This is a genomic window from Desulfobulbus elongatus DSM 2908 (assembly GCF_000621145.1).
Classification (GTDB): Bacteria; Desulfobacterota; Desulfobulbia; order Desulfobulbales; family Desulfobulbaceae; genus Desulfobulbus; species Desulfobulbus elongatus.
In genome coordinates this window covers 124,213-137,583 of sequence record NZ_JHZB01000001.1, presented here as the reverse complement: position 1 = coordinate 137,583, position 13,371 = coordinate 124,213, and the positions used below count along the sequence as shown (strand labels likewise).

The 13,371-nt window shown below is 65.0% G+C and carries 15 protein-coding genes; 13 read left to right on the top strand and 2 right to left on the bottom strand.

Annotation, left to right across the window (positions count from 1 at the left end; all coding sequences use genetic code 11):
• The first annotated feature begins 114 nt into the window (after window positions 1–114).
• Genes Q362_RS0100655 through Q362_RS0100640 form a run of 4 tightly spaced genes read left to right on the top strand, consistent with a single transcriptional unit; the run spans window position 115 to window position 2,294 of the window.
• Window positions 115–414, top strand: coding sequence for an MTH1187 family thiamine-binding protein (locus tag Q362_RS0100655; protein ID WP_028317088.1), 300 nt, complete (start codon window positions 115–117; stop codon window positions 412–414).
• A 25-nt stretch (window positions 415–439) separates the two neighbouring features.
• Window positions 440–1,246 carry an AraC family transcriptional regulator gene (locus tag Q362_RS0100650; RefSeq protein WP_028317087.1) on the top strand — a complete coding sequence of 269 codons (807 nt, stop codon included), beginning with the start codon at window positions 440–442 and terminating at the stop codon, window positions 1,244–1,246.
• Between the two features lie 47 nt (window positions 1,247–1,293).
• Window positions 1,294–1,905: a LysE family translocator gene (locus Q362_RS0100645; RefSeq protein ID WP_028317086.1), complete on the top strand. Its 612-nt coding sequence runs from the start codon at window positions 1,294–1,296 to the stop codon at window positions 1,903–1,905.
• Between the two features lie 29 nt (window positions 1,906–1,934).
• Complete coding sequence (locus Q362_RS0100640; protein WP_028317085.1) at window positions 1,935–2,294, top strand: cupin domain-containing protein; 360 nt, start codon at window positions 1,935–1,937, stop codon at window positions 2,292–2,294.
• A 10-nt stretch (window positions 2,295–2,304) separates the two neighbouring features.
• Here the strand turns inward: Q362_RS0100640 and panB are convergent, their stop codons facing one another.
• Both panB and Q362_RS0100630 read right to left on the bottom strand, forming a co-directional pair.
• Entirely contained in the window at window positions 2,305–3,147 is an 843-nt protein-coding gene (panB, locus tag Q362_RS0100635) for a 3-methyl-2-oxobutanoate hydroxymethyltransferase (protein ID WP_028317084.1), read from the bottom strand.
• Window positions 3,129–4,109, bottom strand: coding sequence for a ketopantoate reductase family protein (locus tag Q362_RS0100630; protein WP_028317083.1), 981 nt, complete (start codon window positions 4,107–4,109; stop codon window positions 3,129–3,131). Before Q362_RS0100630 ends, panB begins: the two co-directional genes overlap by 19 nt.
• Before the next feature lie 208 nt (window positions 4,110–4,317).
• Here Q362_RS0100630 and Q362_RS0100625 point away from each other — a divergent pair, with 208 nt between their 5' ends.
• From Q362_RS0100625 to Q362_RS0100580, 9 genes are all read left to right on the top strand, one after another.
• Window positions 4,318–4,563, top strand: a complete 246-nt coding sequence (locus Q362_RS0100625; protein WP_028317082.1) for a hypothetical protein — start codon at window positions 4,318–4,320, stop codon at window positions 4,561–4,563.
• Window positions 4,564–4,766: 203 nt separating this feature from the next.
• Window positions 4,767–5,198 carry a hypothetical protein gene (locus tag Q362_RS0100620; protein WP_028317081.1) on the top strand — a complete coding sequence of 144 codons (432 nt, stop codon included), beginning with the start codon at window positions 4,767–4,769 and terminating at the stop codon, window positions 5,196–5,198.
• 45 nt (window positions 5,199–5,243) lie between these two features.
• Complete coding sequence (locus Q362_RS0100615) at window positions 5,244–6,017, top strand: RMD1 family protein (RefSeq protein ID WP_028317080.1); 774 nt, start codon at window positions 5,244–5,246, stop codon at window positions 6,015–6,017.
• Window positions 6,018–6,119: 102 nt separating this feature from the next.
• On the top strand, window positions 6,120–7,022 hold the full coding sequence (locus Q362_RS0100610; RefSeq protein WP_028317079.1) for a TIGR01777 family oxidoreductase: 903 nt from the start codon (window positions 6,120–6,122) through the stop codon (window positions 7,020–7,022).
• Window positions 7,015–8,412, top strand: a complete 1,398-nt coding sequence (locus Q362_RS0100605) for a TIGR01777 family oxidoreductase (protein WP_028317078.1) — start codon at window positions 7,015–7,017, stop codon at window positions 8,410–8,412. The genes Q362_RS0100610 and Q362_RS0100605 overlap by 8 nt, the downstream gene beginning before the upstream one ends.
• A complete protein-coding gene (locus Q362_RS0100600; RefSeq protein ID WP_028317077.1) occupies window positions 8,413–9,573 on the top strand; it encodes a hypothetical protein in 1,161 nt (386 codons plus the stop codon).
• 204 nt (window positions 9,574–9,777) lie between these two features.
• A complete protein-coding gene (locus tag Q362_RS0100595) occupies window positions 9,778–10,656 on the top strand; it encodes a TIGR02285 family protein (protein WP_084312120.1) in 879 nt (292 codons plus the stop codon).
• 214 nt (window positions 10,657–10,870) lie between these two features.
• Entirely contained in the window at window positions 10,871–11,638 is a 768-nt protein-coding gene (locus tag Q362_RS18495; RefSeq protein ID WP_051553410.1) for an SIR2 family NAD-dependent protein deacylase, read from the top strand.
• A gap of 279 nt (window positions 11,639–11,917) precedes the next feature.
• Window positions 11,918–13,366 carry a sigma-54-dependent transcriptional regulator gene (locus Q362_RS0100580; RefSeq protein WP_028317075.1) on the top strand — a complete coding sequence of 483 codons (1,449 nt, stop codon included), beginning with the start codon at window positions 11,918–11,920 and terminating at the stop codon, window positions 13,364–13,366.
• Window positions 13,367–13,371: the final 5 nt, after the last annotated feature.

The following is a 13,371-nucleotide window of genomic DNA, read 5'->3' as shown; positions in this document are numbered from 1 at the left end:
GGAAAAATCGATCACGAAGCATGGGGAATCAGAACCGTCTGAGAACGCACTGGTTTTTCAATTGTTTCAACACGGCTGCCACCACGGGGATAGCCCCGGATGGAGGAGGAAGAGATGCATGTGATTCTGGATTTGTGCCTGGTGCCGCTGGGGGTGGGCGTTTCCGTTTCGAAGTATGTGGCCGAATGCCACCGGGTCTTGCAGGAGGCCGGCCTCAAGTCGCAGTTGCACGCCTACGGCACCAACATCGAAGGCGAGTGGGATGCGGTGATGGCGGCGGTCAAGCGCTGCCACGAGCGGGTGCACGAGATGGGCGCGCCGCGCATCACCACCACCATCAAGCTCGGCACCCGCACCGACCGCGACCAGACCATGGCCGATAAGGTGCAGAGCGTGGAGCGGAAGCTGGGGTGAGTATCGGATTCCGAAAAGGAAGGAAATGGCCGACGAACGCTTTTTCGCCGACCCGCGGCTTTCCTTTGCCGAGGGCCGCTTTTCCCGGCAGAGCACCCGCACCTTCAAGCCGCACATGCACCGGTGTTTCAGCATCGGCGCGGTCGAGGAGGGCGAGATCCTCTATCGCGCCGACGGCCAGTGCCACCGCCTGCGGCCAGGCGGCTTCGCCCTGATCAATCCCGAGACCCTGCACGCCTGCAACCATGAAACAGCTGCCCCGCGCAGCTATTTCATGCTCTACCTCCAGACCGATTGGTGCCTGCGGGTGCAGCAATCGCTCTGGCGGGTGGAACGGTTCGTGCCGGTCCGGCGGCCGCTGCTGGAGGATACCCGCCTGTACGAACACTTCCGCGCGGCCATGGCCTGCCTGATGGTGCCGGGGCCGTTGCTGGCCAAGGAACAGCAACTCCTTGAGCTAATGGAAGCCGTCTTTGTCCGCGCCTGCAATCCGGGCGAACCTGCCCGGCCGGCCAGCCAGCGGGTCGAGCAGCTCAGGGACCGGCTGGCCGCCGATCTGGCTGCCGACCTCACTCTGGAGTGCCTGGCAACCGAGATGGGCGCCAACGCCTGCACCCTGATCCGCCAGTTCAAGGAGGCCACCGGCATCACCCCCCACGCCTACCGCACCAACTGCCGGATCGACCATGCCCGCCATCTGCTCCGCCAGGGCCGGGACATCGCCGAGACCGCGCTCGAGTGCGGCTTCTTCGACCAAAGCCACTTCCACCGCCACTTCAAGGCCATGACCACGGTCACCCCGCGGGAATACCAGGTCAATTTCGTCCAATAACCGCCCGGAAAAATCCTCTATACTCCCCGGCAAAAACGGAGGAGTTCATGGAGTTCCTGCTCATCGCCTCGGCCCATTTCCTGGCCCTGCTCAGTCCGGGGCCGGATTTTTTCCTGATTCTCCAGACCGCGCTACGCCTGCCCCTGCGCCATGCCTTTGCCGTCTGCGCCGGGATCGCCGGGGCCAACGCCCTCTACCTGCTGCTGGCGGTGCTCGGCCTGGAGACGGTGCGGCAGTGGACCGGCCTGATGCTGATCCTCCGTTTTTTCGGCGCCGCCTACCTGATCTACCTTGGCATTCTGCTGCTGCGCGCGCCCATGCGGCCCCTGGACGAGGGCCACGGCTCCCCCTCTTTTCTCCATGCGGCGAGCCTGCGGCAACAGTTTACCGTGGGCTTTCTCTCGGGTATGCTCAACCCCAAGAACGCCATTTTCTATCTCAGCCTGTTCACCGCCATGGTGTCGCCGCAGACCAGCCTGGGCCTGCGCGGCCTGTACGGCCTGTGGATGGCCGGACTGGTGCTGTTCTGGGACATGGGCGTGGCCATGGCCGTGGGCAACAGGTGGATCAAGGCCCGGCTGGGTCTGTGGATTTTCCGGATCGAGAAAGGCGCCGGGGCCGCGCTCGCCCTGTTCGGCGTGTTCCTGGCCCTTGACTGACACAACTGCACGGCGGGGAGAGCCGCATCATGATGCCGGATGAGTATTACTTCGAGGAAGGTTGTTTCATCATCGAACTGCACAACACCCCGGCGGACCCGGCGGTGTCGGTGGCCCGCGCCCGGGTCGAGCCGGGCCGCACCACCCGCTGGCACAGCCTTGCGGGAATCGAAGAGCGCTACCTGATCGTCGAGGGAAGCGGCCGGGTGGAGGTGGGCGACCTAGCGCCCAGGGATGTGCGGCCGGGAGATGCGGTCCGCATCCCGCCCGGCTGCCGCCAGCGGATCGCCAACACCGGCACGGTCGACCTCATCTTCCTCGCCGTCTGCACTCCGCGTTTCGTTGCCGTCGCCTACCGCGACCTGGACCGGGCCGCGCCCGCGCCGTAAATCGTCCCCATCAGTACAACTGGAGCAGCTTATCCATTTCCTCGGCCTTCATGCTGAAGCTGTGGGCCTCGTCCGGGAAGGCGCGGCTCTCCACCTCGGTCTTGTACTGGGCCAGGGCCGCGGCCACCTGTTCGTTGATCCTGGCGTACTGCTTGACGAATTTGGGGGTGAACCGGTCGTAGAGGCCGACCAGGTCGTGGATCACCAGCACCTGGCCGTCGCAGCCCGGCCCGGCGCCGATGCCGATGGTGGGAATGGAGATCGCCTTGGTGATGTGCTCGGCCAGGGGCGCGGGAATGGCTTCGAGCACGATGGAAAAGCAGCCGGCCTCCTCCAGGGCACGGGCGTCATCGAGCAGCTGCTGGGCCGCGTGGGCGCTCTTGCCCTGGACCTTGAAACCGCCGAGGCTGGTGGCGGTCTGCGGCGTCAGGCCGATATGCCCCTGCACCGGGATGCCGGCGCGGACGATGGCCGCCACGGTCTCGGCCATGGCCACGCCGCCCTCGACCTTGACCGCGTCGGCCCGCCCCTCCTTGAGCAGGCGGGTGGCGTTGTTGATGGCCGCCGGCATCGAGCTGTTGTAGGAGCCGAAGGGCATGTCGGTGACCACCAGGGCATGCTCGACCCCCCGCACCACCGCCTTGGAGTGATGGATCATTTCCTCCATGGTCACCGAAACCGTGTCCGGATAGCCCAGCACCACCATGCCCAGGCTGTCGCCCACCAGGGCGATGTCGATCCCGGCGGCATCCACCAGCCTGCCCCAGGGATAGTCGTAGGCGGTCAGCACCGAGATGGGGGTCCCGTTTTTGCGATGGCGGATGTCCGGAATGGTCAGCTTTTTCTGGTGCATGGGGTCTCCTGGGATGAAGTGACAGTGGAAAACGGTTCGATCCGATGGGAAACGGTGGCCTCCAGGGCCTTGATCAGGCGGGTGAGCAGCAGGTTGACCGGGGTGGGGACACCCACCTCCCGTCCCTTGGCGACGATGGCGCCGTTGATCGCGTCGATCTCGGTGGGTACGCCCCGGAGGATGTCCTGGAGCATGGAGGCCCGGTTGGCGGCGGTCAGGGCGCACACCTGCCGGACCCGTTCCTCCTGCCCGTCGTAGGGTAGATCGATGCGGAGCGCCCTGGCCACGGCCACGGCCTCGGCCACGGCCTCGGCCATCAGCGCCTCGCATGCAGGCACCTGGGCGAGCACGCCGTTGGGCACCCGCACGAGGGCGGTGAGGGCGTTGATGCCGGCGTTGACGATCAGCTTGGACCAGAGCAGGGCCTCGACATCGTCGGCCAGGCGGGTGTCGATGCCCGCCCGGTTGAAGAGGTCGGCGACCGCCCCCAGCCGCTCGGCCTGGCCGAGGCCGATGCCGAGCACGGTGGGTCCGCAACCGGCATGGCGGATGTGTCCGGGAGCCAGCAACGTGGCCGCCTGGGCGGTGACGCCCGCCGCCGCCCGGTCCGCACCTACGGCGGCGGCCAGCCGCTCCAGGTTGCCGAGGCCGTTCTGCAGGGTGAGCGCCAGACCGTCCCCGGACAGAAGATGCCCGGCCGTCGCAGCGGCCGCCCCGGTGGACCGGGCTTTGGTGCAGACCAGCACCAGGTCGGCCCGCCGGTCGTACGCATCCGGTGCGGTCAATGCCGACATGGCGGTCCGCCGGACCGCGCCGTCCATGCCGGTGAGGGTCAGGCCCCTGTCGTTGATGGCGCGGGCATGGTCCGCGTTGGTGGTGAGGAGGCAGACGCGCGCATGGGGAGCGAGCAGGGTGGCGAACAGACCGCCCATGGCGCCGGCGCCGATGATCAGTATCTCCATGCTGCCCTCCTCCCCGCCGGGACCGCGGCCGGTCGTCGCCGCCACGCCAGCGGCGTCTTCGCTGGCGACAGTTATAAACCATCGACCGAAAAGGTCAACCCGAACCCGGTCTTCGGCCGTGCAGTCAGGGTTTGCAGCGGCCGCCGCATCGGGGTACAGTGAAAAAACCGTGGCAACCGTCCATCCGTCCCTGCTTTCCGGAGGCCCCATGCACCTTTTTGTCTGGCGTCACAGCACGCATTTTTCCAGTTGGTCCATGCTCGACGAGCCGCACATCCACAAGGACAACTACCTCCAGGCCGACGTCACCGTGCTGGCGCCGTCCAGGGAGGAAGCCCTGGCACTCCTGGCCCGCACCGGCGACTGGAACGTCGAGGAACTGCAGCGGCTCGTTCCCGAAATCATCCCCCTGGATGCACCCCGCATCGTCATCAGCCACGTCGACGGCCGCTGAACCGCGCCTCGAAACATGCCGCACAGGGCGGCGCGCCGCTTTTCCCCTGTGCATTCGGGAACAAACGCGGTAGTATGACGAAACGATCCGTTCCGTCCCGGAGGGACAGCCGGCAGACAGTCCCTCGCAGTCCGGTGGCCCCGCCTCTCCCGGACGCTACGGCCGATTCTCCTGACCATCGCTATGCCGAGGATTTTCTTCCCATGGAACAGTCCGGAACAAACCTGATCGCCAAGAAGGTCTGCTGGTACGAATCCTGCGCCATTCTGTTTGTCATCGCCCTCTCCTGGTTCGACGAGATCCTCGACATTCCCCATGTCGTGCTCGGCGGCGTCGCCACCCCGATCAACTGGCGGGAGTCCATTTTCGAAAGCATCATCATCGCCATCGTCGGCGGCCTGATCATCCGCCACACCTACAAGCTGCTCACCCGGATCGGCTATCTGGAAAGCATTCTACCGGTCTGCGCCTCATGCCACCAGATCCGGATGGACCCCGAATTCTGGCGGGACATCAAGCAGTTCGTCCAGGAACGGTCCGCCAGCGAATTCACCCACGGCGTCTGCCCCGACTGCATCGACAAATACTATCCGGAGCTGAAGCAGAAGACCACCGCCGCCAACGGCACCGAATAGTGCCCTCCTGCCCCGCCGCTTCCGCCCGGTAACCACGCGCCCACCATGGATAAGATCCGCGCCCTGTGCCTGGCCGAACGTTTCCAGTTCGACGCTCTCTACGAATTCCTCTCCCACCAGACGCACGCCGCCCGGATGCGCAACGTCATCCATCTCAACCCCGACGACGGCGTCCACGCCTTTCTCTTCGATTACGGCGTCTGCGTCCTGTTCCGGTACGATTACGAATCGGAAAAGCGGCTCATCGACCTGCTGCGCAAGTACGCGGTCAATCCGCTGGAAACGGTGGTCGAGGAGGAACTGGAATACCGGCACGGCAGCGAAACGGGCATCCGCATCCGCAACGACCTGATCGAGGTCGACGATGTGGACGAACTCACCTGCCTGTCGCTGGGCCACGCCCTGGCCCAGTCGACCAAGCTGGCCTTCTTCGAGTCGTCGATCGAAGAGATGATCAACCAGACCAAATACATCCCCGAGGCCCTGGCGAAAAAAGGGTCGATCGCCATGTCGCGCACCCGACTGGCCAGGGAGCGCGGCCGGGTCTATCTGGAAAAATCCCGCATCATCCTCCAGTTCAACCTCCTGGACACGCCTGAGTTCATCTGGGAATATCCGGAACTGGAACACTATTACCTGGCCCTGTCGCGCTACCTCGAAATCACCCCCAGGGCTACGGTGCTGAAGGACCGGCTGGAGGTGATCCAGGAGCTGCTGGAGATGATGGCCGACGAGCAGAAGCACAGCCATTCGAGCATGCTGGAGTGGATCATCATCATCCTGATCGCCATCGAGATCGTGCTCTTTTTCGTCAAATAACCGCTGAACACCGCCCGGCCCTTTCCCTTTGCCCTCCGCGGCCCGGATGTTTATGGTGTCAACCAAGACAGCCACGGTCAACAATCCCGCACGGAGGTCCCCATGAACATCCTCATCACCGGCGGCACCGGCTTTGTCGGGTCGGCCGTCAGCCAGCGGCTTCTGGAGCAGGGTCACGAAGTCACGGTCATCGGCAGCAGCGGCCGGAGCCGGCTCGTCGTCCCGCAGGCGCACCTCACCCACGTCATTGCCGACACCACCCGGCCCGGCGACTGGCAGCGCCTGGTCCCGGAACAGGACGCCCTGATCAACCTGGCCGGCCGCTCGGTGTTCCACCTCTGGACAGAACGCTACAAGAAGGCGATCTACGACAGCCGCATCCTCACCACCCGCAACCTGGTGGCCGCCCTGCCGGCGACCACCGGGGCCGTGCTGCTCAGCGCCTCGGCAGCCGGCTACTACGGCAACGGCGGCGAGATCGAGAAGACCGAGAGCAGCGGTCCGGGCAGCGATTTCCTGGCCCGGGTCTGCCGGGACTGGGAGGCCGAGGCCGGCAAGGCCGCCGACAGGGGGGCGCGGGTGGTGCTGATGCGGTTTGGCGTAGTCCTGGGCCGGGGCGGCGGCGCCATGGCCACCATGCGCACCCCCTTCCAGTTCGGCCTGGGCGGCCCGATCGGCAACGGCCGCCAGTGGTTTCCCTGGATCCATCTCGACGACCTGGTCAACGCCCTGCTCTTTCTCCTCGGCGCCGAGGAATGCCGCGGCCCCTTCAATTTCACCGCGCCGCAACCGGTGCGGCAGCAGGAGTTCGCCCGCCAGTTGGGGGCCGCTCTCCACCGGCCCGCCATCATGCCGGCGCCGGCCTTCGTCATGCGCCTTCTCGGCGAATTCGGCCGCTCCCTGCTCCAGGGGCAGAAGACGCTGCCGCAGGGTTTGATCAGCAGCGGCTATCTGTTCACCTATCCGGAGCTGCCGGCAGCCCTGCGGGAGATCGTCGGTGGCTGAGCACCGTTTCACCGCCGCCTCCCTTTTTCCCTGCTCCGCCGAGGAACTCTACCGGTGGCACAGCCGGCCAGGTGCGCTGGAACGGCTCGTCCCTCCCTGGGAAGCCACCCAGGTCGCAGACCGCGAGGGCGGCATCGAGCCGGGCGGCCGGGTGGTGCTGGCCATGCGGGCCGGTCCCTTCCCCTATCGCTGGCATGCCCGCCACGTGGAGGACATCCCCGGCATCCTGTTCCGCGACATCCAGGAACGCGGCCCCTTTGCCCGTTGGAGCCACACCCACCGCTTCACCGACACTCCAAACGGCGCCCTGCTGGAAGACCAGATCGACTATGCCCTGCCCGGCCAGGCCCTGTTGCCCGGTTGCGCAACGGCGTTCATGGACCGGACCCTGCAACGGATCTTCCGCTACCGCCACGCCACCCTGCGCGACGACCTGCTCCTGCACCGGCGATGCAGCCGGACGCCGCTGCGGGTGCTGATCAGCGGCGCCAGCGGCGTGCTCGGCAGCGCCCTCATTCCCCTGCTGACCACCGGCGGCCACGAGGTCTGGACCCTGGTCCGGCGGCAGCCCGACCGGAGCAAGCGGGAAATCTACTGGAACCCGGAGCAGGGTGCGCTCAACCTCGCCGGCCTGCCCCCCTTTGACGGCGTGATCCACCTGGCCGGCGACAACATCGGCGAGGGCCGCTGGACCACGGCCAAGAAAAAGCGGGTGATCGACAGCCGGGTGCTGGGGACCGGCCTGATCGCCCGGACCATAGCCAGTCTGCCCGTCCGGCCCAGGGTGCTGCTCAGCGCCTCGGCGGTGGGTTTCTACGGCAACTGCCTCGACTGCTGCATGCGCGAGGAGGACAGCGCCGGCGCCGATTTCATCTCCGATGTCTGCGCCCTGTGGGAACAGGCGGCCCGGCCCGCCGAGGCGGCCGGCATCCGCACCGTCTTCCTCCGCATCGGCGTGGTGCTGACCCCTCGGGGCGGCGCCCTCCGGCGGCTGCTCGCCACCTCGGCCCTCGGCTTCCCCCGCCGGTTCGGCAGCGGCGATCAGTATCTCAGCTGGATCGCCATCAACGACATGGTCGGCGCCGTCCTGCACGCCCTCACCTGCGACACCCTGGCCGGGCCGGTCAACATCGCCGCGCCGCAGCCGGTCACCAACAGCCAGTTGATGCGGACCCTGGCCATGGTGACGCGCCGTCCCCTGCTGCCGCCTGTCCCCGCCGCCATCCTGAAAACCCTTTACGGTCAGATGGCCTCCGAGGTATTACTGGGCGGCTGCCGGGTCGCCACCGACAAATTGCAGCAATCCGGCTACACCTTCCGCCATGCCGATCTCGACCTCGCCCTGGGCCACCTGCTCGGTACATGTGAACGCACCGCACCGGAGTTCTGAGTGAACTGGCAATTCAAAACCATCCTGGTGGTCATGATGGCCACGGCGCTGGCCTGCGGTTTCGGCCACCATCTCGTGCCCCCGGCGGTGCTCAATTTCGAGCGGCTGCACATCTTTCTGTTCAACCTGTGCAGCGGCGGCACCCTGCTGATGTACTACACCGAGGACAGGCCCTTCCTGACGCGCCGGACCCTGCTCTTCCTGGCCCTGGCCCTGGCCTTTGCCCTCTGCGCCTTCCTGCAGTGGTACATTCCGGCGATGTTCATCCCCCTGGCACTGGCCTGGCTGGTGGAAGCGGCCCGCATCGACCATTTCGGCAGCCGCTTTCCCCGCGCCCTCTTCTCCGGCCACGAGCCGGTTGCGCGCAAGTTCCATCAGGCGGCCCTGCTCTGCCTCTCCTGCGGCCTGGCCTTCTCCAGCCCGGTGATCTGCAACTCGGTCTATCTGCACTGGTTCGTCAACGACAAGCTCCGGCTCGACACCTTCTTCCTCGGCTTTTCCTTTCCGGTTTCGCTGATCTCCATGTCGGTGATCTTCAGCCTGATGAAGCAGGAGGCCATCCGTTTTACCGAACTGCTCAAGGAGGCGTCCTTCTGGATCATCAATCTCGGCGTGATCGTCTTCTTCGGCTTCATCCTGGCCGGCCTGTTCACCTCCCAGGTAGCCATCGCCAGCCTGCTGTTCGTGACCGTGGCCTACATCTTCTCCCTGTACTGGCACGAGGGCATCCCCTTGCAGCAGAAGGCCTACCTGACCTCGGGCATCCTCTTTCTGCTGGTGACCTCGCTCACCGGCATCGCCTACATTTTTCTCTCCTTCTCGAGCTGGTACACCCCGGAAATCAGCCATCCCCTCCTGCGCCTCCACGCCTTTACCGCCCTCTACGGCTGGAACCTCAGCGGCCTGGCCGTGATCGGCCGCCACAACGATTTTCCGCTCCAGCTCCATTCGCGCCAGGTCATCCTGCTCCACTGGCTGACGGTGCTCGTGCTCTGTCCGCTCGGCTACTTCCTGCCGGTTTTCGCCGTGCTGGCCGTGCTGGCCTATACCTGGCTGCTGCTCCGCCTCTTTTTCATCCAGGGCGTGGTCGACCTCCAGCTCACCGCCATACAGGACGAAAGCCTGCATTCCGCTGCCACCCTGTCGGGGCCGAAAAAGTAAAAAAACCACCGCATCCCTCCCGGCCGAATTCCGGCTGATGACGGCGAAACCCTTGTGCCGCAAGCAATCCCGGTGCACGATCTCCTCTTGACAGCTGTCTTTGCAATTCATTACAGAAAGAACAATGTGTGTGACATGGCTGCGCATTCGCGTCGCCAGGCCGGCCCGGTCGTCGGATTTTCCACCGTTTTTGGGAGGCAACCGATGCTGTTTCGTTCTTTCCCCTTGCGCGCGGTTTTGCCCGTCTGCCTGTCCGTCGGCCTTGCCGCGCCGGCATGGGCCAGGGATTCGATCACTTGGATGGAAGCCGTCATGCCCCCTTATCTGATCCAGGACGGCGTCAACAAGGGGCAGGGATACGGCGATGTCATCACCCGCATCATCCAGGAAGAGCTGGCCGAATACGAGCACGAGGAGATGGTCACCAATGTCACCCGCCATTTCTATAAATTCAAGCAGGGGGAAAAGGTGTGCAGCGTCGGTCTGTTCCGGAGTCCGGAACGGGAAGAGTTCATGTATTTTTCCCTCCCCAGCTTCCTGACCCTGCCGGCGGTGATCATCATCAAAAAAAAGTCGCTGCCCCAATTCGGCGGCCACACCACCGTGCGGCTGGCCGATGTGCTCAACAACAAGAACATGACCATCGGGTTGAGCAAGGACCGCTCCTTCGGTGCCTGCACGGACGAAATCCTGGACAACCACCGGGGAGAAAACAACCTGCTCGAAATCACCGGCCAGGAGTTGTCGCTCAACCTGTTCAAGATGCTGATGAAAGGACGGTTGGACGGCATCATCGGCCTGCCCGAGGAGGTGCTGTACCAGGCGGAGCAACTGGGCATCAGGGACCAGGTGATGACCCTGACCATCGAGGAGAACCAGACCGGCTACGATTCGTGGCTGAGTGCGGTGGGCTGTGCGAAAACCCCCTGGGGCAAGGCCGTCATCGACAAGGTCAATGCCGTCCTCATCAAAGAGCGGCCCACCGAACGCTACCGCGCCGCCTACGAACGGTGGCTCGATCCCAACGCCATCGAACAATACCGCCGGGTCTACCGGGACGTTTTTCTGAAACAGACGCCCTAGCCGCGCCGTCCTCCCTCCCGGCTTCCGGCCGAACCGCCCGGTCCGGCGGCGGCCACGGCAAACATTGCCGCGACAAAAAGCGACAGAAAGAGCATAGTGGATCCATTGGCTCCTGTTTCGTCACCAGCGGTGACATCGTCCTTTGTGTATGAACATGGTCATGATACCCGTCCCCCAGCGGCCCACGGTCGGCCAACTCCGCTAACGACGTCCCATGCAGACGATCACCCGCACAAGCGATGACGCGGCCTACGCCGATGCCGCTGCCCTGCTCAGGGCCGCCAAAAAGGCGGTGGCCCTGACCGGTGCCGGCATCTCGGTGGGGAGCGGCATTCCCGATTTCCGCAGTCCCGGCGGGTTATGGACCCGCTTTTCTCCGGAGGAATACGCCACCATCGAGGTGTTCCGCCGCAATCCCGCCAAGGCCTGGGAGTTGTTCCGTGCCCTGGGCGCGGTCCTGGTTGGCAAAGAGGCCAACGCCGCCCACCACGCCCTGGCCGAGTTCGAGCAGCGGGGCTGGCTGCACGCCATCATTACCCAGAACATCGACAACCTCCACCAGCAGGCTGGCAGCCGGCAGGTTTTCGAGATTCACGGCGACCACCAGCACCTCCACTGCCTGCAATGCGGCGCCATCGTGCCGACGGTTCCCGATCATTTTGAGGAGACCGCCATCCCGCACTGCGCCGCCTGCGGCTTTCCGCTGAAGCCGAACGTGGTGCTCTTCGGCGAAGCGGTCCGCGACCTCGAGGCGATCCATGCCTGCATCGCCGGCTGCGACCTGCTGCTGGTGATCGGCACCTCGGCCCAGGTCTATCCGGCCGCTGCACTCCCCTCGCAGGTGCGGCGGCACGGCGGCCGGATCATGGAGTTCAACCGGGAGGCGGCCCTCCGCGCCGTCACCGGTCCCGGCGACTTCCTCTTCCAGGGGGATGTGCTCCAGACCCTGCCGGCACTCGCCGCCGCCTGCCGCCGCGTTTGAATCAGCGCCACCGCCCGTTTCCGTCCCTGGCCGGCACTTGCCTTTCTTTTTGAAGAGCAATACTGTAGGGCGCATCTTCTCCGGATTGACGCGATCGGGAGGACTGGACGAGTCCGGAGGCCAACCGGATCGTCCCGTCCCATACGGTACGCCATGGGGTCGAAGGGCGGACGGCTCGGCACGAGCAGTCCGCATGCCGGCACGTCTTCCGTGCGCACCGTGGCCGACGGGTGTTTTCCCGTCCTGCTGCCTTCTTTTCACCACAACAGCCTGTTCATCATGGGAAAAATCATCGTTATCGACGACGATGCCGTCTGCAGGAGGCTCCTTACGGAGCAGTGCACGCGGCTTGGGCATGCAACGGAAGCCGTGGGCAGCATCGAGGCCGGCACAGCGCTGCTGGCGCACTGGCCGGCCGATCTGGTCTTTCTCGATGTCAGCCTGCCCGACGGCAACGGTCTGGAAGCCCTGCCCGTGCTCCAGGGCCTGCCTTCCATGCCGGAGGTCATCATCATCACCGGCACGGGCGACGCCAACGGCGCCGAGCTGGCCATCAAAAATGGTGCCTGGGATTACTTACAAAAACCGCTCTCCAACCAGGAAATCCATCTCCATGTCCGCCGGGCGCTCGAATACCATGACAAGAAGATGCTGCATTCCGACCAGATCAGCCTCAAACGCGACGGCATTGTCGGCGGCAGCAAGGCCATCTCCTTCTGTCTCGACCAGGTGGCCCGATGCGCGGCAACCGACTCCGGCGTGCTGATCACCGGTGCAACCGGGACCGGCAAGGAGGTTTTCGCCCGGACCATTCACGCCAACAGCCGGCGGGCCCAAGGCCCCTTCGTCGTGGTCGACTGCGCCAGCCTGCCGGAACAACTGGTGGAAAGCATTCTGTTCGGCCATGTCAAGGGGGCCTTCACCGGGGCGCACGCGGACCGCATCGGCCTGGTTGAACTGGCCAACAACGGCACCCTTTTCCTCGACGAGGCGGGCGAACTGCCTCTGGACATGCAGAAAACCTTTCTTCGCGTCCTGCAGGAGCGCGTTTTCCGGCCGGTCGGCAAGGACCGCGAGCACACCAGCGACTTCCGCCTGATCGCCGCCACCAACCGCGATCTGACGGACATGGTGGCCAAGGGGCTCTTCCGCAGCGATCTCTACTACCGCATCAACACCTTCAACATCCACTTGCCCTCGCTCCGGGAACGGGAGCAGGACATCGAAAAACTCGTCATGAGTTTCGTCTTTTCCATCTGCCGCCGCAACCGCCTGCCGATCAAGGGCGTCGTGCCCGAAACCCTGGAAACCCTGGCCGCCTACCATTGGCCCGGCAACGTCCGCGAGCTGGAAAACGTCATCGAGAAGGCGCTCATCGCCGCCGCCCCCGAGCCCGTCCTGTATCCCATCCACCTGCCGCCGGAAATCCGGCTCAGCCGCATCCGGACCAAGGTCTCGGAAAAGCGGGGTCAGGCACCGACCGCGGCCGACCCTGACGCCCCCTTCGCGCCCGAGCGCCTGACTACGCCCGCAACCCGTCTGCCCTTCAAGGAATATCGCCGGCTGCTCACCAATGATATCGAACGGCATTACCTGCGACAGCTGCTGCACGAAACCGAAGGCGATATCGCCAAGGCCTGTGCCGCTTCCGGTCTCAGCCGTTCCCGCCTCTACGACCTGCTGAAGGTCCACTCGCTGACCGGTTCCGCTGATCCGAGTCCGGCCTGACCGGA